The 18,428-nt window shown below is 48.1% G+C and carries 25 protein-coding genes, 1 tRNA gene and 1 riboswitch; of the genes, 9 read left to right on the plus strand and 17 right to left on the minus strand.

Annotated features, from left to right (window positions below):
* Positions 1-36: 36 nt before the first annotated feature.
* Positions 37-1,677: a chaperonin GroEL gene (gene groL / locus A0126_RS13465; protein ID WP_088838026.1), complete on the minus strand. Its 1,641-nt coding sequence runs from the start codon at positions 1,675-1,677 to the stop codon at positions 37-39.
* A gap of 19 nt (positions 1,678-1,696) precedes the next feature.
* Positions 1,697-1,981 (minus strand): co-chaperone GroES, encoded by a 285-nt coding sequence (gene groES / locus A0126_RS13470; RefSeq protein ID WP_029331860.1) that lies wholly within the window; start codon positions 1,979-1,981, stop codon positions 1,697-1,699.
* A gap of 220 nt (positions 1,982-2,201) precedes the next feature.
* On the opposite strand from groES, the gene A0126_RS13475 reads away from it, so the two are divergent.
* Together A0126_RS13475 and A0126_RS13480 are read left to right on the plus strand one after the other, a co-directional pair.
* Entirely contained in the window at positions 2,202-2,894 is a 693-nt protein-coding gene (locus tag A0126_RS13475; RefSeq protein WP_088838027.1) for a CPBP family intramembrane glutamic endopeptidase, read from the plus strand.
* Positions 2,895-2,915: 21 nt separating this feature from the next.
* The gene (locus A0126_RS13480) at positions 2,916-3,149 is read left to right on the plus strand and encodes a DUF4305 domain-containing protein (protein ID WP_029331862.1); all 234 of its coding nucleotides are present in this window, start codon (positions 2,916-2,918) and stop codon (positions 3,147-3,149) included.
* Between the two features lie 57 nt (positions 3,150-3,206).
* On the opposite strand, the gene A0126_RS13485 is transcribed toward A0126_RS13480, so the two are convergent.
* Both A0126_RS13485 and A0126_RS13490 read right to left on the minus strand, forming a co-directional pair.
* Complete coding sequence (locus A0126_RS13485; protein ID WP_088838028.1) at positions 3,207-3,500, minus strand: DUF2089 family protein; 294 nt, start codon at positions 3,498-3,500, stop codon at positions 3,207-3,209.
* A gap of 29 nt (positions 3,501-3,529) precedes the next feature.
* The gene (locus A0126_RS13490; protein ID WP_088838029.1) at positions 3,530-3,817 is read right to left on the minus strand and encodes a hypothetical protein; all 288 of its coding nucleotides are present in this window, start codon (positions 3,815-3,817) and stop codon (positions 3,530-3,532) included.
* Positions 3,818-4,056: 239 nt separating this feature from the next.
* Positions 4,057-4,140, plus strand: a riboswitch (cyclic di-GMP riboswitch).
* Between the two features lie 25 nt (positions 4,141-4,165).
* Here A0126_RS13490 and A0126_RS13495 point away from each other — a divergent pair.
* On the plus strand, positions 4,166-4,951 hold the full coding sequence (locus tag A0126_RS13495; RefSeq protein WP_088838030.1) for a hypothetical protein: 786 nt from the start codon (positions 4,166-4,168) through the stop codon (positions 4,949-4,951).
* A gap of 80 nt (positions 4,952-5,031) precedes the next feature.
* On the opposite strand, the gene A0126_RS13500 is transcribed toward A0126_RS13495, so the two are convergent.
* Positions 5,032-6,087: an NAD(P)/FAD-dependent oxidoreductase gene (locus A0126_RS13500; protein WP_088838031.1), complete on the minus strand. Its 1,056-nt coding sequence runs from the start codon at positions 6,085-6,087 to the stop codon at positions 5,032-5,034.
* A 183-nt stretch (positions 6,088-6,270) separates the two neighbouring features.
* Here A0126_RS13500 and A0126_RS13505 point away from each other — a divergent pair, with 183 nt between their 5' ends.
* The 4 genes from A0126_RS13505 (at position 6,271) to A0126_RS13520 (ending at position 10,054) form a co-directional block, all read left to right on the plus strand.
* Entirely contained in the window at positions 6,271-7,062 is a 792-nt protein-coding gene (locus A0126_RS13505; protein ID WP_029331864.1) for an ABC transporter ATP-binding protein, read from the plus strand.
* A 4-nt stretch (positions 7,063-7,066) separates the two neighbouring features.
* The gene (locus A0126_RS13510) at positions 7,067-7,978 is read left to right on the plus strand and encodes an iron-hydroxamate ABC transporter substrate-binding protein (RefSeq protein WP_088838032.1); all 912 of its coding nucleotides are present in this window, start codon (positions 7,067-7,069) and stop codon (positions 7,976-7,978) included.
* A 70-nt stretch (positions 7,979-8,048) separates the two neighbouring features.
* Positions 8,049-9,050, plus strand: coding sequence for a FecCD family ABC transporter permease (locus A0126_RS13515; protein WP_088838033.1), 1,002 nt, complete (start codon positions 8,049-8,051; stop codon positions 9,048-9,050).
* Entirely contained in the window at positions 9,047-10,054 is a 1,008-nt protein-coding gene (locus tag A0126_RS13520; RefSeq protein ID WP_088838034.1) for a FecCD family ABC transporter permease, read from the plus strand. The genes A0126_RS13515 and A0126_RS13520 overlap by 4 nt, the downstream gene beginning before the upstream one ends.
* A 96-nt stretch (positions 10,055-10,150) precedes the next feature.
* Here A0126_RS13520 and A0126_RS13525 read toward each other — a convergent pair whose 3' ends face one another.
* The 9 genes from A0126_RS13525 to A0126_RS13560 form a co-directional block, all read right to left on the minus strand.
* Positions 10,151-10,636: a hypothetical protein gene (locus A0126_RS13525; protein ID WP_088838035.1), complete on the minus strand. Its 486-nt coding sequence runs from the start codon at positions 10,634-10,636 to the stop codon at positions 10,151-10,153.
* Between the two features lie 14 nt (positions 10,637-10,650).
* Positions 10,651-11,127, minus strand: coding sequence for a hypothetical protein (locus A0126_RS13530; RefSeq protein WP_088838036.1), 477 nt, complete (start codon positions 11,125-11,127; stop codon positions 10,651-10,653).
* A 26-nt stretch (positions 11,128-11,153) separates the two neighbouring features.
* Positions 11,154-11,621 (minus strand): hypothetical protein, encoded by a 468-nt coding sequence (locus A0126_RS13535; RefSeq protein ID WP_088838037.1) that lies wholly within the window; start codon positions 11,619-11,621, stop codon positions 11,154-11,156.
* A gap of 4 nt (positions 11,622-11,625) precedes the next feature.
* The gene (locus A0126_RS13540) at positions 11,626-12,105 is read right to left on the minus strand and encodes a hypothetical protein (protein ID WP_088838038.1); all 480 of its coding nucleotides are present in this window, start codon (positions 12,103-12,105) and stop codon (positions 11,626-11,628) included.
* A 101-nt stretch (positions 12,106-12,206) separates the two neighbouring features.
* On the minus strand, positions 12,207-12,365 hold the full coding sequence (locus A0126_RS19430) for a hypothetical protein (protein ID WP_034801002.1): 159 nt from the start codon (positions 12,363-12,365) through the stop codon (positions 12,207-12,209).
* A 171-nt stretch (positions 12,366-12,536) separates the two neighbouring features.
* Positions 12,537-12,609 (minus strand) — tRNA-Ala (locus A0126_RS13545).
* Between the two features lie 107 nt (positions 12,610-12,716).
* A complete protein-coding gene (gene tatC / locus A0126_RS13550; protein WP_029331875.1) occupies positions 12,717-13,496 on the minus strand; it encodes a twin-arginine translocase subunit TatC in 780 nt (259 codons plus the stop codon).
* 7 nt (positions 13,497-13,503) lie between these two features.
* Entirely contained in the window at positions 13,504-13,707 is a 204-nt protein-coding gene (locus A0126_RS13555) for a twin-arginine translocase TatA/TatE family subunit (RefSeq protein ID WP_088838039.1), read from the minus strand.
* On the minus strand, positions 13,707-14,366 hold the full coding sequence (locus A0126_RS13560) for a redox-sensing transcriptional repressor Rex (protein WP_088838040.1): 660 nt from the start codon (positions 14,364-14,366) through the stop codon (positions 13,707-13,709). The genes A0126_RS13555 and A0126_RS13560 overlap by 1 nt, the downstream gene beginning before the upstream one ends.
* A 168-nt stretch (positions 14,367-14,534) precedes the next feature.
* Between A0126_RS13560 and A0126_RS13565 the strand changes: the two genes are divergently transcribed.
* Both A0126_RS13565 and A0126_RS13570 read left to right on the plus strand, forming a co-directional pair.
* Complete coding sequence (locus A0126_RS13565) at positions 14,535-16,436, plus strand: ABC-F family ATP-binding cassette domain-containing protein (protein WP_088838041.1); 1,902 nt, start codon at positions 14,535-14,537, stop codon at positions 16,434-16,436.
* Positions 16,436-16,828 (plus strand): hypothetical protein, encoded by a 393-nt coding sequence (locus A0126_RS13570; RefSeq protein ID WP_029331882.1) that lies wholly within the window; start codon positions 16,436-16,438, stop codon positions 16,826-16,828. The genes A0126_RS13565 and A0126_RS13570 overlap by 1 nt, the downstream gene beginning before the upstream one ends.
* 230 nt (positions 16,829-17,058) lie before the next feature.
* Here the strand turns inward: A0126_RS13570 and A0126_RS19195 are convergent, their stop codons facing one another.
* The 3 genes from A0126_RS19195 to A0126_RS13580 form a co-directional block, all read right to left on the minus strand.
* Positions 17,059-17,208 (minus strand): hypothetical protein, encoded by a 150-nt coding sequence (locus A0126_RS19195; protein ID WP_157898499.1) that lies wholly within the window; start codon positions 17,206-17,208, stop codon positions 17,059-17,061.
* Between the two features lie 117 nt (positions 17,209-17,325).
* Positions 17,326-17,919: a flavin reductase family protein gene (locus A0126_RS13575; RefSeq protein ID WP_088838043.1), complete on the minus strand. Its 594-nt coding sequence runs from the start codon at positions 17,917-17,919 to the stop codon at positions 17,326-17,328.
* Between the two features lie 18 nt (positions 17,920-17,937).
* Positions 17,938-18,336 (minus strand): DoxX family protein, encoded by a 399-nt coding sequence (locus A0126_RS13580; RefSeq protein ID WP_029331885.1) that lies wholly within the window; start codon positions 18,334-18,336, stop codon positions 17,938-17,940.
* Positions 18,337-18,428: the final 92 nt, after the last annotated feature.

Below are 18,428 nucleotides of genomic sequence, written 5' to 3' on the forward strand. Positions count from 1 at the left end.
TATTTGCTAGGATTCGGTACTTAAAGATGAAATGTCTTACATCATGCCGCCCATTCCACCCATGCCGCCCATATCAGGCATTGCAGGAGCAGATCCGGCTGGTTCTGGTTTATCGGCGATGACGGCTTCTGTCGTTAAGAACATCGCTGAAACAGACGCTGCGTTTTGAAGTGCTGAACGCGTCACTTTCGCCGGGTCGACGATTCCCACTTCAATCATGTCGACGTACTCGTCTGTCGCGGCGTTGTAGCCCATTCCTTGCGCTTCATGTTTGAGACGCTCGACGATGACTGAACCTTCTTGACCGGCGTTTTCCGCGATTTGACGGAGTGGTGCTTCGAGCGCACGGAGAACAATGTTGACGCCTGTCGCTTCGTCGCCTGTTGAGACAGCAAGAATCGATTCGACGGCTTTCGTGACATGGATAAAGGCTGTTCCCCCACCGGCAACGATTCCTTCTTCGACGGCTGCACGTGTCGCATTCAGTGCATCTTCAATCCGGAGTTTGCGTTCTTTCAATTCTGTTTCCGTTGCTGCCCCGACTTTGACGACAGCTACGCCGCCCGCGAGTTTCGCAAGACGCTCTTGCAGTTTTTCACGGTCGAAGTCGCTTGACGTTTCTTCGATTTGCGCACGGATGGCGCCGACACGTGCTTCGATTGAATCACTGTGTCCGTGTCCTTCGACGATCGTCGTGTTGTCTTTTGAGACGACGACTTTCGACGCACGGCCGAGTTGCATGATTTGTGTTTCTTTTAAATCAAGACCGAGCTCTTCAGTGATCAGTTCTGCGCCTGTGACGATCGAGATGTCTTCGAGCATCGCTTTACGACGGTCACCGAAGCCTGGTGCTTTGACCGCAACCGCGTTGAATGTTCCACGGAGTTTGTTGACGACGAGTGTCGCTAGTGCTTCGCCTTCGACGTCTTCCGCGATGATTAAGAGCGGTTTGTTTTGTTGGACGACTTGCTCAAGGACCGGCAAGATTTCCTGGATGTTCGAGATTTTTTTATCTGTGACTAAGATGTACGGGTTCTCAAGGACAGCTTCCATCTTGTCTGAATCCGTGATCATGTATGGTGACGCATAACCACGATCGAACTGCATTCCTTCAACGACGTCGAGTTCTGTCGTGAAGCCGCGTGACTCTTCGATCGTGATGACACCGTCCTGACCGACACGTTCCATTGCTTCTGCGATCAATTGACCGACTTCTTCGTCAGCAGCAGAAATCGCCGCAACTTGTGCGATCGCTTCTTTGCCTTCGATCGGTTTTGCGATTTCGTGGAGCTCTTCGACGGCACGACGGACCGCTTTTTCGATTCCTTTACGGATGACCATCGGGTTCGCGCCCGCTGTGACGTTTTTGAGTCCTTCACGGATCATCGCTTGTGCGAGGACTGTCGCTGTTGTCGTACCATCCCCTGCGATTTCGTTCGTTTTCGACGCGACTTCCGCGACGAGCTTCGCACCCATGTTTTCAAAGTGGTCTTCAAGTTCAATTTCTTTTGCGATCGTCACACCATCGTTCGTGATGAGTGGTGAACCGAATTTACGTTCGAGAACGACGTTGCGTCCTTTTGGTCCGATCGTCACTTTGACTGCGTCTGCTAATGCGTCGACACCGCGGAGCATCGCGCGGCGTGCTTCTTCACTGAATAAGATATCTTTTGCCATGACTGAAATCCCCCTTTTATTATTGTGCTACTGCTAAAATATCGCTTTCGCGTAAGATTAAGTATTCATTGCCATCGACCTTGACTTCTGACCCGGCATACTGCGCGTAGATGACATGGTCGCCGACGTTCACTTCAAGTGGTACACGTACACCCTGCTCTGTCACACGGCCTGTACCGACAGCGATGACTTTACCCTCTTGTGGCTTTTCTTTCGCTGACCCAGGAAGAACGATTCCTCCGAGTGTTGTTTCTTCTTTTTTAACGACTTCGATCACGATGCGATCACCAAGTGGTTTTAACATGCGAAACATCCTCCTTGAAAATGACTGTTTTTTAGCACTCACTTTAACGGAGTGCTAACATATTTTTATCTTAAACGGTTTTCAATCGAAATTCAACCCTGAACCCTTATCCGTTTTCCCGAAATCGCCATCTTTGAACCATCACCATTCGTGCGCCCGGCCGGTTTGTTTGTTACAATCGGGACAGTACCTTCAATACAAAGGAGTTGTGTCCCGACCGATGAAAAATTCCGTCAATCTGCCGTTCAACATGGCTGATAAGTGGCAAATCCGTCACATCATTCCGATTGTGATTTATTTGATCGTCCAGCTCGTACCGGCAACATTCCCGAGCTTTCTCTCAAAAAGCCAAATTCCGGGTGTCCTCGGCTGGTGGCTTGCGATTGGCTTTACCGTTGCTGTCATCGTCTCGTTCTTCTGTCTTCGTCCTGACTGGCAGAAGTGGAAAGCAGAGGGCAATCAGACGGATCCGATTGACACATTAAAGTGGATCGGGATCGGAATCGTGTTGCTTTACGCCTTACTGATTAGCGTCAACCTGCTTGATGCCTGGATGTCTGGTGGACTCGAAAACGTCGCGAAATCACAAAATACGGATGACATCATGAAAGCAATCCAAGTCATCCCGATTTTACAGCTGATGGTCGTCTTACTCGGACCGATTATGGAAGAATTTTTATTCCGCCACATTATGTTCGGGAACTTGTCGACAAAACTGAACTTCGTCTTCAGCTTCGTTCTCAGTGGTGTTATCTTCGGGTTCATCCACGGAGACAACAAGTTTTTGATTTATGTCGCAATGAGTTTTGTTTTCTCACTCGTCTTCGTCAAAACGCGCCGCATCATAGCACCGATTGCGATTCACGTTTTCAATAACGGAATTGTCGTACTCGCACTCTATGCAATGACTTAACTTACGAAAGGTAGTGTTTTCATGCGCCAAGGCTCAAACTTCATGGCATTATTTTATGCCCTGTTCGGTATTCTCTTCATGTACCTCGCGTACAGCAACTCGATCGAGGCAGGAACCGTCTTTAACTTTTGGACGATTCTGTTGACGCTGTTCGCAGCGATCGACTTTTACCGTCTTTACTTGATTTTCCGCTTCCGAATGGCCGCGAAGAAGATGATTGAGAAGGAACAAAACAAAAAAAATGATAAAGAATAAGTAAGTATTTTCATCAACAAGCGCGCCTTCGCTATTCGAAGACGCGCTTGTTTTCTTTTAATGAGATTTATCCATTCGATACTTATCAATGATTACTTTCGCGACATCTAAACTAATCCGCTCATCGATGACAAGGTTCTTAATCATGTTAACGAATTCGACATCATCTTCCTGTACTGACTCAATCCGTTGAATGAGTTGATTCAGCTTCGTTCGAACCGTCGGATACGAGACTTGATACGCAGCTGCCATATCTTTAAGCGATCCTGAATTTAAAACAAACTTCCGTATGAATTCAAGATGTTCTTGTTCTAATGCCAATACCCATGGAGGAACTTCATTTCTGTCCATTGTAGTGTACTCCTCTATCTATTTTTACGTTACAAATCTTGCACTTCGAGTCGATCCTTTTCCTGCTTCAAACGTTTTTTACGCGCTTTTTCCCCATCCAATCCAATACCAATCAACGTCGAAGTACTAATCATTGTACCGATTTGTATTAAAGATTTTTTGTCCTCAGACCAGACGCCTCCATAGAAATAGGTGTAGGTCCCAGCGAGTACAATCAGTACCGGTAATACCCACGCGAGCTTTCCATTTTTCCTAGATAAATAAAATTGTCCAACCATGAAAATAATAACACCAATCGCAATCGATAAACTCCCCATAAACTAGACCCCACTTCTATTTAATATAATCCAAATATGAATTATATTAAATAAAAAGTCAACATAGTTTAATTTAATTTAAATATTGTTTTTAAAATAGTTACTTTTATTAAAAAAAGTAATTTAGAATATATTTATTATCTCACTTCAAATAATTTATATTTTACTGACTCATTATCGAAAAACCTTATCTATCCATAGAAACAAATCACTTATACTGAAGATACGGTTCTTCACCGGAATCGAACGGGCAAACCCACAGAAATGTGGTGACGCAAAACTATAGGGGCTACCGCTTCAAGCTATGCTTGCCAGTTACCGAAGTTCACAAAAGGAGACTACGTTCACATGAAAAAAATCAATTATGTCGTTACTGCCGGCCTCGCTTGTGCGTTGATGCTGACGCCGCTCGGCTCAATCGATGCCAAGAGTAAAACATCGAAGCATGACCGCAACAAGAACGGAATCCATGACAGCTGGGAAAAGAAGTACAAGCTTAAAGGGAAAAAACTTGCGCAGCAAGATACGGACCATGACGGCTTAAGTAACTACACCGAATACAAACTCAAACTCAATCCACGGAAGAAAGACAGCGACCGCGATCACATTAGTGACGCACATGAAGATACGGACCGTGATGGCTTAACTAACGCCATCGAACTCGAACTTGGGACGAAACCGTATTCACGTGACTCCGACCGTGATGGCGTGCTTGACGGCAAAGAACGCAACAAGGCCGGTCACCGCTATGAAGATATGCTGAAAAAAATGAAGATTGCTCTCGCGACAGAGACGACGCAAAGTCAGATTAAATACCAGTTTAAAAAGAAGAAGAGTCAGCTGCGTGTCAAAACGAATGACGCAACGGTCGATGAAACCCGTGTCCGCCAATTGATTCAGTTCATCGAGTCACATCCGAAGATGACGGAAGAGGAATTACGGGCACAACTCGTCAGCTTATTCGCTCTCTCTGGTTCTTACGAGTTGGAGATTGAACTCGAGTACTTCGATCACGAAGAAACGAAATCAGAGCACCGTCACGTTGAAGAAGACGAGCAAGACGATGATCAAGGTCAGGACGAAGATGATGATTCAGATGATGACTCGGACGACGAGCATGAAGATGAAGATTAATCCTTAAACAAAAAAAACACCTGCTCTAAAGACGACCGACGTCCATGTGACGAGGGGCAATCTTTAAGACAGGTGTTTTTTTACTTTTCGTTGACCATTTCTTGAATCAATTCACGGTTCCGTTTTTTGAAAACTTCATTGTGGGATGAGACCATCGCGACTTTGGCAGCATCCGGTTCAATGAACTGCTTCGCCCGGTTGACGGCGTTTGCCGCGTCCTGGAATGTACCCGAAATCAAGTTCACCTTGCCGTCATGCGTCAAAATATCTCCTGCTGCATACAATCCCGGTACACTTGATTCGCTCGACGCGTTACCGGCGATGTAAAAGTCGTCGACTTGTTTGATGTCGAGTTCCGAGTTCGCGAGCAACTCTGCTTCCCGTTCGTAGCCATGGTTGATGATGACTTCATCGACGTCAACGATGTTTGTCACGTCCGTCGCACAATCAATCAATTCGACGGACGCAATCCGGTGGTGATCGTCGCTTGCGATCAACTTATGAATCGTCGTGTTGAGGAGACAGACGGCTGAGCTTCGGACGAGTTGGTCGACTTGTGCCTCGTGACCTGTGAAACAGTCTTTCCGGTATGTGACGTAAACTTTTTTCGCAATCGGTTCGAGCTCGTTCGCCCAGTCGATCGCTGAGTTACCGCCACCTGAAATCAGGACCGTCTTATCTTTAAACCGCTCAATCGATTTGACGGTATAGTTCAAGTTCGACACTTCGTACCGTTCGGCCCCTTCAATCTTCAGTTTTTGGGGATTGAGGATTCCGCCGCCGACAGCGACGATGACTGTCTTCGAATAATGAATTTCTCCCGACTCCGCTTCGAGGACGAAGTTTCCGAATACGTCTTTTGCGATTGAAATGATTTTTTCATTCAGGTGCACGGACGGATTAAACGTTAAGCCTTGTTCGACGAGTTGCTCGATCAGCTTCGCTCCGGTAATGGGTGGCTGTCCCCCGACATCCCAAATCATCTTCTCCGGATAAACATGAATCTTGCCACCAAGCTCTGCCTGGTATTCAATGATTTTCGTCTTCATCCCGCGTAATCCGCTATAGAAAGTCGAGTATAACCCGGCCGGCCCTCCACCAATTACCGTTACATCAAACAATTCCTGCTGTTCCATCTCACTCACTCCTCGCTCTCGACTACGACTGATTATCATTCTCATTCCCAATGATAACGTGAACATCTCTTGAAGACAAGAAAAAATGTTGACAGCGTTTTTATGAGACTGGTATGGTTAGGGAGACGATAGTGATAATCATTATCAATGAAAATAGCTTTAAACGAGAAGGAGCCTCTGCTTATGGTACGTCTAGCAACAGAAGAAATCAGTATCGGATACGGAGATCGTACCATCGTCAAAGACTTGACGGTTCAGATTCCGGATCGGCAAATCACGACAATCATCGGTGCGAATGGTTGCGGTAAATCGACCTTATTGAAAGCGATGACCCGGATCATCCCCCATCAGTCTGGTCGTGCCCTGCTTGACGGTCTCGATATTGCGAAGGAAAGTACAAAGCTGCTTGCCCGGAAAATGGCGATCCTGCCTCAGACACCGGAAAGTGCAAGCGGTCTAACGGTCGCAGAGCTCGTCTCATACGGTCGTTTTCCTTATCAAAAAGGATTTGGTCGCTTAACGAAACATGATTACGAGATCATTGACTGGGCGTTAGAGGCAACGGATACGACGGCATTCAAACACCGTCCGGTCGACGCCTTGTCCGGTGGTCAACGGCAACGCGTCTGGATTGCGATGGCGCTGGCGCAGGAAACGGATATCATCTTCCTCGATGAGCCGACGACTTACCTTGATCTCGCCCACCAGCTCGAAGTCCTCGAGCTGCTCGAGCATCTCAACCGGACGGAAGGCCGGACGATCGTCATGGTGTTACATGATTTAAATCAGGCCGCCCGTTTTGCCGACTACATCATCGCGATGAAAGAAGGCGAAGTCGTCAAAGCCGGAACGTGCGAGGAAGTCATTTCGCATGACGTCTTAAAAGAAGTATTCCATATCGATGCCGAAATCGGTCGTGATCCACGGACGAATAAGCCGATGTGTGTCACCTACAACTTAATCAAGGGAGATTAACCACATGAAGAAACTAGTACTCTTACCGATTTTATTACTCTTAACGCTCGTCATCGCCGCCTGCGGCAATACAGATAAAACAGAAGATACGTCTTCCGATACAAAAAAAGAAACGATCACCTATAAATCGGAAGAAGGTGACGTCGAAGTCCCGGCTGATCCGAAACGCGTCGTCGTCCTTGCCGGTTTCGCCGGAAACGTCATGGCACTCGACGTCCCACTCGTCGGTGTCGATTCGTGGTCAAAATCGAATCCGAAGTTTGATTTGAAAGACGTCCAGGAAGTATCAGAAGAAAACGTCGAAAAAGTCATCGAACTCGAACCCGATCTCATCATCGGCTACAATACAACGAAAAACATCGATAAATTTAAAGAAATCGCTCCAACCGTCACGTACACGTACGGCAAAGTCGACTATTTGACACAACATATCGAAATCGGTAAATTGCTCAATAAAGAACAAGAAGCACGCGATTGGGTCAAAGACTTTCAAACACGCGCAGCGGACGCCGGAACAGAGATTAAAGCAAAAATCGGTGACGATGCGACGGTCTCTGTCATCGAAAGCTTCGATAAACAGCTTTACGTCTTCGGCGACAACTGGGGACGCGGTACAGAAATCCTCTACCAGGAAATGAAATTAAAGATGCCGGAAAAAGTTACGGAAATGGCCTTAAAAGACGGCTATTACGCGCTATCACCGGAAGTCTTACCTGAATATGCAGGGGATTACCTCATCTTCAGTAAGACGGCAGAAGCAGATAACTCGTTCACAGAAACAGACACATACAAAAATATTCCTGCTGTTAAAAACAACCACGTCTTCGAAGTCGATTCGAAAGAATTTTACTTCAATGATCCATTGACGCTCGAACGTCAGCTCGAGTTCTTCAAGAAAAGTTTCCTTGGCGCGTAACAAAAATAAGGAGGGAACCGATTTTTCGGTCCCTCCTTTTTGACTATCTAATGAAAGTGAGACGATAACTATGTCATCCGGTCGATTCCCGTTCGGACTGAAAATCACGTTCGGTTTACTCCTGTTCGTCGTCATGTTCTGGATCTCGATGACGTTCGGTGCCGCCGACACGACGATACGTGAGGTCTGGAACGCTTTGACGTTCGGTCCCTTGAACGATAAAGCAAAAATCATTCAGGAAATCCGGTTACCGCGCGAAGTCGCTGCGATGCTGGTCGGGGCTGCACTCGGTGTCTCCGGTGCGATCATGCAGGCGATGACACGTAATCCCCTTGCCGATCCCGGACTGCTTGGGCTGACGGCAGGCGCGAACGCGGCCCTTGCTCTTGCGCTCGTCTTCATTCCCGGTATCAATTACTATGGCATCATGCTCGCGTGTTTCCTTGGAGCAGCAGCCGGTGCCTTACTTGTCTTCGGGATCGGTGCCTCAAAACGTGGCGGGTTTTCACCACTTCGAATCGTCCTCGCCGGGGCCGCGATTTCTGCTTTTTTATACGCAATCGCAGAAGGGATCGGCATTTACTTCAAAATCGCTCAAGACGTCTCGCAATGGACATCCGGCGGGCTGATTGGAACGACCTGGGGGCAACTGCAAATCATCACCCCCGTCATCCTGATCGGCATCGCGATTGCGATGATCTACTCACGTCAATTAACGATTTTAAGCTTATCAGAAGAAGTCGCACTCGGGCTCGGGCAAAACATCACCCGGATTAAAGGTGTACTCTACGTCGTCGTCATCCTGCTCGCCGGGGCCGCCGTTGCTTTAGTCGGTAACATGGCATTCATCGGCTTGATGATTCCGCACATCGTCCGCGCAATCGTCGGCACCGATTACCGCTTCATCCTCCCGATGACCGCCGTCTTCGGTGCGACGTTCATGTTACTCGCGGACACGATTGGCCGGACACTGTATGCTCCATACGAAACACCGGTCGTTGCGATCGTCTCGATGCTCGGGCTGCCGTTCTTCTTACTCATCGTCCGCAAAGGAGGTCGTGCGTTCTCATGATCGAAACATCGCTCCGCCGCCGTCAGCGGTTGATCTTTATCGTCTTTAGTCTGTTATTGCTCGGAACGATCATCATCAGTATCGGGCTTGGGCCCGCCTCCCTCTCGTACGACCGGCTTCTGCCGACACTGTTCGGTCAAGGCTCGTTCAAAGAAGAGTTTGTTTTGTTCTCACTCCGCCTGCCGCGGATTTTAATCACGGTACTCGCCGGCATGGCACTCGCCTTATCCGGTGCGATTCTTCAGGGCATCACCCGCAACGAACTCGCAGATCCCGGCATCATCGGTATCAATACAGGTGCTGGTGTCGCCATCGCCGCCTTCTTCCTTTACTTCCCGGTCGATGTCGGTGCGTTCATCTATGGGTTACCGGTTGCTGCCTTCATCGGGGCATTGATCACAGCGATTGCCATTTATGCCTTATCGTATGATCGTGTCCGTGGCCTGCAACCGATCCGTCTGATTTTGACCGGAGTCGGATTCTCGATGGCGTTATCCGGCATCATGGTCGTCCTGATTTCATCCGCGCGCCGTGAGAAGGTCGACTTCATCGCCAAATGGCTCGCCGGGAACATCTGGGGAACGGACTGGACATTCGTCTACGCGTTGTTGCCTTGGCTGCTTATTCTCGTACCGTTTACGTTTTATAAGGCAAACAAACTCAATCTGCTGGCGCTGAATGAACCGGTTGCGATCGGCGTCGGCGTCGCGATTGAAAAGGAGCGCATCCAACTGTTACTCGCCGCTGTCGCACTCGCTGCATCCGCCGTTTCTGTAACAGGCGGGATCGCCTTCATCGGTTTGATGGCGCCCCATATCGCGCGCGCCCTCGTCGGTCCAAGGCATCAACTGTTCTTACCGATCGCCGTTTTGATTGGCGGATGGTTACTCGTCCTCGCCGATACGATTGGTCGGAACGTCGCTGACCCGCAAGGCATCCCGGCAGGAATCGTCGTTGCGATCATCGGTGCTCCTTACTTCATTTATTTGCTGTCAAAAAAATAACCTCTACATGATGCGGTCACAACTAAAAACGCAAGAAGTAGGCGAATCCGGAATCCGCCGCCTTCTTGCGTTTTTTTGTTGCTCTAAGATGACCAGTCAATATTTGATTCGTTTTTCTTCCCGTTCCGCCCGGATCAATTCCTGTTCTGATAAGTGTGTCGGATCGAGTCGTTTAATCCGTTTATCGACAATTCGGTCCAATGACAGCACCGTTAGGAAAAAGACAAGGAACGGTCCGATGTATTCGGGACGCGCTACGTAGGGCGTGATGATTTGCCCCAGGACGACGACCAGTACTTCGATGATACTGATCAATATATACGGTAGTCCGAGATGATCCCAGGCCTCAAGCCCGTCAAACCGCTTCTTGAAATAGCGGTACTTCAGGAATCGGACGATCCATTGATAGGACAACAAAGGGACTAACAAAAAATACTGAAACGATGATTCTGTCAGATGCCAATCGTCTGTTAAAAAGAGAAATACAAACAATACCAGTCCAAACAAGACCGTTTGAATGTAACGTGCCTGTTTTGAAAATCGGATATAATCCATTTTCCGCTCGCGTTGCATGCTCTCCATCGTCTGCCTCCTCGTTACATCCCGATTCCTTCGCCCGTCGGATGACGGTGTTCGATTCCTTTTCGGTTCGGTGTCTCAAGCAAATCCATTTTATCGAGCTTCGCTACCGTCCGGTCCGTCCACTTTTGAAATTGCAGCATCCCTGAAATCCACAACATTAGCGGAAACAGATAGCCCCATTGTCCAAGGTGTGGGGCGACAACTGCGGCACCCGCAATAAAGACCGCTTCGAGTAAAGTGATCCCACCGAACAGCAGACCAAGTGGTCGCGCCTGTACCTTCGACCGAACTAACAGAACAGATTGGATCACTCGCTGCATGCCATTATAGGCGAGTAACGGCGTAAGAATCAAAAATCCAATTGCTGAATCCGTCAGGTGCCCGCTTCCGGAGAAGAACAGCACCGCAAAAAATACGCCCGCAATTACATACGTCCGGATTTGCCGGCTGATTTTTGTCCATTTTTGATACGTGCTTAAAGTGTTTCTCATCCGCTCACTCCTCTTGTGTGTTTCGCTTACTTACGGTAACGCTCAATCTCACGCATCGTGACGAATGCCGGATCCAGTTGTTTCGCTTGTTTGTTCAATCGGGACACAATCAAGTAGGCGACGATGATCGACACAAGAAAGACCGTAAAAGAAATACCGGCGTATTGTGGAAAAACAGTCCCCACATAAAGTGTAAGGATCGGGATGAACGAACCGATCATCGATACACGTGCCACTTTCAAGACAGTCTTTTTATAGACGTCCTTCGCGAGGCGTTGCTTTAAAATCCGCAGACGAATGATTTCTCTAAGTGCGTTAGCCAAACAGAATACCGTAATCGCAAATAAGGAGAACAGCCCTGTTTCCCGAAAACCCGGGATGAACCAACCAGCAAGCGCAAGCAGCAGAACCGGAACCGGCACCAGATGCTGAATCCTTTTTAATGGCGGTCCCAGTAATTTCAACCGTGTATTTTTTTCAATCAATGTACTCACCTTGTCACTCCTCCACTTCTTTAACATTCGCATGAATTTCTTTATCACTGACGAAGTCGGGATCGCCTGACCGGGCAATCTTTTTAAACAACCAATCCGTAACGTAATAGACCGGTGCGAGGATGATCAGCATCCAAAGGGCAATTTTCCAGATCGACATCTCTTTCGTCTCAAGTATCACGGTGTACAGCGAACCGTACAAGACGAATTGAATCCCGAGCCACAGCAACGATTGGTTCATCACTTGGTCGCTTGAGAGATAGCGCGCCAGGATTTTTCGTTTTTCGAGTCGAAACGGGAGATCAAACACGAGAAAGACAAGCGGTAACAGACTCAAGTACATGGTCGTGCTGAAGATTTCCGTAAACGTTCCTGCTGTCGCCATCAAGGCAGCGATGACCCAACTCTTATTCTGCAATTGATTTTTTTCGATATAAGCAACCGTCAACGCCTGTAATCGTTCCTCTCGGAGCGTTTGTTCCATCCTGAAATGCCCTCCCTCGTTTCAACTGTCTATACTGTCATATACTTACAGTTTACCAGTTATGTTTCAAAAAAAAAGAAACTTCCTTAAAAAAGGAGTTTCTAGGCTGAAACTTGAATGATGAGATAGATGACGCTATACGCAACAATTGCTAACGGAATCAGTGCCACACCAATCAACCAACCGTTCTTATCACGGATTCCGAGATACAGAACAAGACAGCCGACGATGAAGGCAATTAACGTCGTAAATGGATTCATAATGCTTCCCCCTCTTGATTACCTATTAAGAAATTTCCCATTCCCTCAAAAGGATAAACACAGAAAACGACTTCAATCGGTTCATCAACATTATCCAGGCTGTAAGCTTCTGTTTTGCCGCCACCACTATAACAAAAAACACCACTCGGCAAATGCCAAGTGATGTACATATGGAGACTATCGGGCTCGAACCGACGACCTTTTGGCTGCCAGCCAAACGCTCTCCCAGCTGAGCTAAGCCCCCTCATATTCTTGTAATCAGTATAAACCATATCGATTCACTTTTTCAATATAAAAAGAGCGCTTCCAAACAAAAACCTCTCCGTCGCCGAAACGACCGAGAGGAGACTGTTACTTATTCAACTCACGCATCAAATCCGCTTGCCGTTCAAGCTCCGCCTGTTGCTCAAGAATCAGTACTTTTTTGTACGTCCGGGCTGAAATCATGATGCTGATTTCATAGAGGACGAACAACGGTACCGAAATCATCAGATGTGACGTCACATCCGGTGGTGAGATTAAAGCCGCGATGACAAACAGCGCAAAGTACGCATATTTTCGATTTTTCCGCATGAACAATGGCGTCACGAGTCCAAGACGAGTCAAGAACATCGTCACGACCGGCAGTTGGAACAAGATACCGAACGGAATCGTCAGCCGGATTAAGAAACTGAAATAGTTTTCGACCCCGATGACTTGCTCGATGCCGAGCTCTTGCCCAAGTTCCGTCGATACTTTGAGTAGAAACGGAAGTAACCAAAAATAAGAGAACGCGATCCCGGACAAAAATAAGAAAAACGTGACCGGAATATACGTCAAGGTCGCTTTCTGTTCCTGTTCGAATAAACCGGGTCGGATGAACGCCCATAGCTGGTACATCCAAAATGGTGAAGCCAGGACGACCGCGATGATGAACGCTAAATTCAAGTACAACATCAGGGGATCGGCCACATTAAAGGCATTCAATCCGATGCCGAGCTCTTTCAGGTCCGACTGCAGAAATCGCACGAGCGGTCGGACGAGCGGAAAGGCCGCGGCGAACAAGACGACGACGATGATGAGTGACCAGACGATCCGCTTGCGCAACTCGTCTAGATGCGATGTCACACTCTGTTCTTGATCAATCGCCATAATTTAATCACTTCTCTTTCGATTCATCCTTTTTGTCTTTATCATCGTCCATGATGCCGTTTGTCGCACTCTTGAACTCTTTTAACGTCTGACCGGCAGCACGACCGAGCTCCGGTAACTTTTTCGGTCCGAAGATGATCAAGGCGACGGCACCGATTAAGGCGATACTTCCTGGTCCAATACCGAGTGTAAACGGGATTAAGTTTTCCATTATGATTTCACTCCTTCAGCTGATTGCGAATAATGCTTCATGAAATAAACTAGTGACTGCAACTCGATCGACAAATCGATGTGATGGACCCGAACATGGGCCGGTACGTTCAACCGCGCCGGTGTAAAGTTCAGGATTCCGGTCACACCATACTCAACTAACTCATCCGCTACTGACTGTGCGAACTGGGATGGGACCGTCAAGATGGCGACATCAACCTTGTTCGCTTCGATTTGCTCTTTCATGTCAGAGACATGATAGATAGGAACGTCTTGCGTCGTTGTTCCGACCTTGTTTTCGTCCGCATCAAACGCAACGACTATCCGAGTACTATTATTCTTTAAAAAGTTATAATTTGCAAACGCCGTTCCGAGATGTCCGACCCCGACAAGTGCCACATTCGTGACTTCATCCTGATTCAGTGTCTTTCGGAAAAACGTCAATAGATGTTGTACGTTGTAACCGTATCCTTTTTTCCCTAACGCCCCAAAGTAGGAAAAATCGCGGCGGATCGTCGCTGAATCGACTTTGACCGCTTCACTGAGCTCTGCTGAAGAGACGCGCAGCTTGCCTGAGTTATAAAGACTCTGAATGAAACGATAATATAACGGCAGTCGTTTCGCCGTCGCTTGTGGTATTTTTGTGTCTGGCCCATTCATACTGCAGTTCCCCCTTCGGCCACGTTCTGACGTGGCACCCAAATCAATGCAAAGAATTCTATTCTCTTTGATTGTAAACCACTTCACATAGACTAACAAATAATATATTCCACGGGACTCCTGCGTTTTTTTCATGATAGACTAAAGGGTGGAAGGATGGATGTTTTTATGATTCTCTTACAAGTGAACCAACTATCAAAATCATTCGGTGTTGAGCCGATTTTAGACAATATTAAACTCGAAGTACAGGAGCGAGACCGGATTGCGCTCGTCGGACGAAATGGTGCCGGAAAATCGACACTTTTAAAAATCATCGCCGGAGAGCTCAGTCATGACTCTGGTGAGATCATGAAGAGTAAGGAAGTGAAAATCGGTTACCTCGCCCAGGACAGTGGTCTTGAGTCGAATGAAACGATCTGGAATGAAATGTTGACCGTGTTCGAGCACCTGCAAGAGCAGGAACGTTCGCTCCGTCGGATGGAGATTGAGATGGGAATGGACCATATCTTGAATGATGCTGTTGCTTATGACCGTCTGTTGAAAACATACGATCAGGCACAACATGACTTCTCGGACGCCGGCGGTTACCAGTTCGAAGCCAACATCCGCTCCGTCCTGCACGGGATGCGTTTTTATCCGGACGATTATTCACGCCGGATCCAGACGCTATCCGGTGGACAACGGACGCGACTCGCACTGGCGAAGATGTTACTTCAGGCACCTGAGCTGTTGATTCTTGACGAGCCGACGAACCACCTCGACATCGATACACTCTCTTGGCTCGAAAGTTACCTGGCTGGTTACCGTGGAGCGGTCTTGATCGTCTCCCACGATCGTTACTTCCTCGACCAGGTCGTCAACGTCGTTTATGAACTGTCACGCAACGTCTGCCGGAAGTTTACCGGCAACTACACGAAGTACTTGGAACAAAAGGCAGCACTGTATGAACAAGAGATGAAGCAGTTCGAACAGCAACAGGAAGACATCGCGAAGATGCAAGACTTCATCCAGCGTAACATCGCACGGGCGACGACGACGAAACGCGCACAAAGCGTCCGCAAACGTCTTGAAAAAGTCGACCGGATTGATCGTCCGGATGGGGATGAACGCAGCACCGTCCTGTCGTTCCCGATTGAAAAACAAAGTGGGAACGATGTGTTACAAGTCACGCAACTCGCGGTCGGCTATGAAGAAGCCGTCTCAAAAGGCATCACGTTCCGCTTACAACGCGGCGAATCCCTCGCCCTCGTTGGTCCGAACGGAATCGGAAAATCGACGTTACTGAAAGTCCTTGTCAACCGGATTAAACCGTTATTCGGTGAACATCGTTTCGGGACCGGCGTTTCTGTCGGCTACTACGATCAGGAGCAGGCCGAGCTCAACGACCGCAACCGGGTCATCGATGAAATTTGGAACGAGTGGCCGTTGATGCGGGAACAACAAGTCCGGTCCGTCCTCGGTCAATTCCTGTTCAGTGGTGATGATGTCTTCAAGCTCGTTCATGAATTATCCGGCGGCGAGCGCGGACGCCTCGCCCTCGCGAAGTTAAAATTACGCAAAACGAACGTCCTCATTCTCGATGAGCCGACCAATCACCTCGATCTTGATTCGAAGATGGTGCTTGAGAACGCGCTTGTCGACTATGAAGGCACGCTCCTGTTCGTCTCCCACGACCGTTACTTCATCGACCGGGTTGCGACACGCGTCATCGAGATGAATCCGGACGGTGTGACGGATTATCTCGGCGACTACTCTTACTATATGGAGAAGAAGGCCGAGAAAGAAGAAATCGCCCGCCTCGAAGCAGAGGAAGAAAAAGCAATCAAAGTCGCTGCTTCGAAAAGCATCGACAAAGATGCGCAAAAAGAAGAACGAAAAAAGAAACAACAGCTCGAACAACTCGAACAAGACATCGAACGGCTGGAAACTCGATCAACTGAAATCGAACAACTGCTTTGCGAACCGGAAGTCTTCAACGATATTCCGAAGGCGACGGCGCTGTCGGCAGAACGGGATCAGATTGATACGGACCTCCTCGAACTGATGGAACGATGGGAGAGTTTCCACTAATGCGCTCGAAAAGTTATGTCATCAACCTCGTTCAAGGGTTATTGTCCGGGGTGCTCTATTTCGTTCCGATGTATGCCGACTACGTGTCGGCCTTCATCCGGCCGGATGCCTTTAATGCCGTCGTCCTGTTGTTCATCCTCATCTCGTGTATGATTGGTCTCGTGATTAAGACGTGGAGTGGTCTCTTCATCAGCCTCTTATCCGGATTAATCTGTACGTTGCTGACGACCCAGATGTTCGTTGAACTGAATGACCCGTTAATCATCAGCTATTACGGAGCCGTTTCACCGCTCGTCGCCTTTTTGATCAGCTGTCTCGGGATTTGGGCACTGGCGATTCTCTTTTTTCTACTCGATGGTTTCCAGTACGAAAAACGTCACCATGCAGAGTAACTTCTTCAGTTGTCCGACATAAAAAGGCACGTCCCGCGTTCGGGACATGCCTTTAGACTGTAGACAAGGTACTATCACAATCAAGCGTCTGTTTTCGTTGATTACCTCGGGCGAGGCGCAAGCCGTTGCTCCTTGATCCTAGCGGACAACGAGCAGGGTCTTGCCTGCCTCTGGCAAGTCGCGTTAAAAACGCACTTTTTCCCGTAGGAGTCAACGAAACGTGACGCTTTTTAGACTGTAGACGGTTTAGAGCGCAATCCGTCTCGAATCGCTTTTAAAGCGAAAAGCAATCGGTCGCGACCCTGCAGCTCTGCTGTAGCGGCGCGGAAGATTGCCGCTTTGAAGACGAGGCGAGACAGGGAAGCGTGAACTGACAGCATCCTCATGTAAAATTTTCGTGATTTATAAGAGTTTGGCTATACGCTGAAGGCACGTCCCGCGTTCGGGACGTGCCTTTTTGCTTCTAAAAAATACTAGTCCTACTCGTCGATCCGCCTTCAGCTCGTCGGTCGGGCAATCGTAAAGATGTCTCCGACTTTCGCATAGTCGTTACCTGCGAGACGGGCGATCGCTTTTAAACCATCCGGATCAATCCGGAACGACTCGACGAGTTCATCCGCGACGTGATACCGGACGATCTCCCCAATCAAGAGGTTGGCCCCTTCGAGTTCGAGATGATTCGTCAGCTTCAATTCAAAGCGGATCTTCGCTTCTGCGACAGCCGGAACATCGATCAAATCACTATCGACTAACGTCAAATTCGTCCGTTCGAGTTCACTTTCACCATATGCGAGTGGTGCCGCGGTTTCATTGACTGCCTCGACGATTTCTTCACTGACGATATGGATGACGTATTCCTGATTCAGCAAGATGTTTTTTGCGGTATCCTTTTGCCCTTGCTCCGTCTGCTGGACGGCGATGACCAGTTGCGGCGGGTTGCTTGAAGCGACCGTGAAAAAGGAAAATGGCGCCGCATTGACGACTCCATCTGCACCTTTGGTCGTCACGAACGCGATGGGTCGAGGAATGATGCTGCCGATCAACAATTTATAGTTTTCTTTTGGACTTAAGTCTGCTGCATCAAATTTCATAAAAACCGTCCTTTTCGATCACCCGATAAGTGCTGCGAGTGAATAGTCTCCAGCTCCGATCATCGCAACGCCTAAGGCGATGACGATCAGTGCCATGTTGTATTCGTACCCGTTTTGCGTCACCCAGTAACCATTCGTCCCATGCACTTTGACGATTGCGACGATCATCGAACCGATGATCAGGAGGGCTGCAATCCACAGGAATAATCCACCGGCGAATAATAATCCTCCGACCAGTTCAGCAATCCCTGCCATCAGTGCAAGTGTTTTCCCTGGCTTCATCCCGATGGACTCAAACCAACCGCCTGTCCCTGCGATACCATGTCCACCGAACCATCCAAATAATTTTTGTGTTCCGTGTGCCGCAAATGTTAAGCCGATAATCAACCGAATCAGAAATAATCCTAAATCCATCATGTATAAAACTCCTTTTACTTAATGTTTTTTAATTACTATTAGTAACTTAATATCGATACTAAACTATCACTTACTAAAAGTAAATAGATTTG

It is taken from the genome of Exiguobacterium sp. N4-1P, assembly GCF_002214325.1.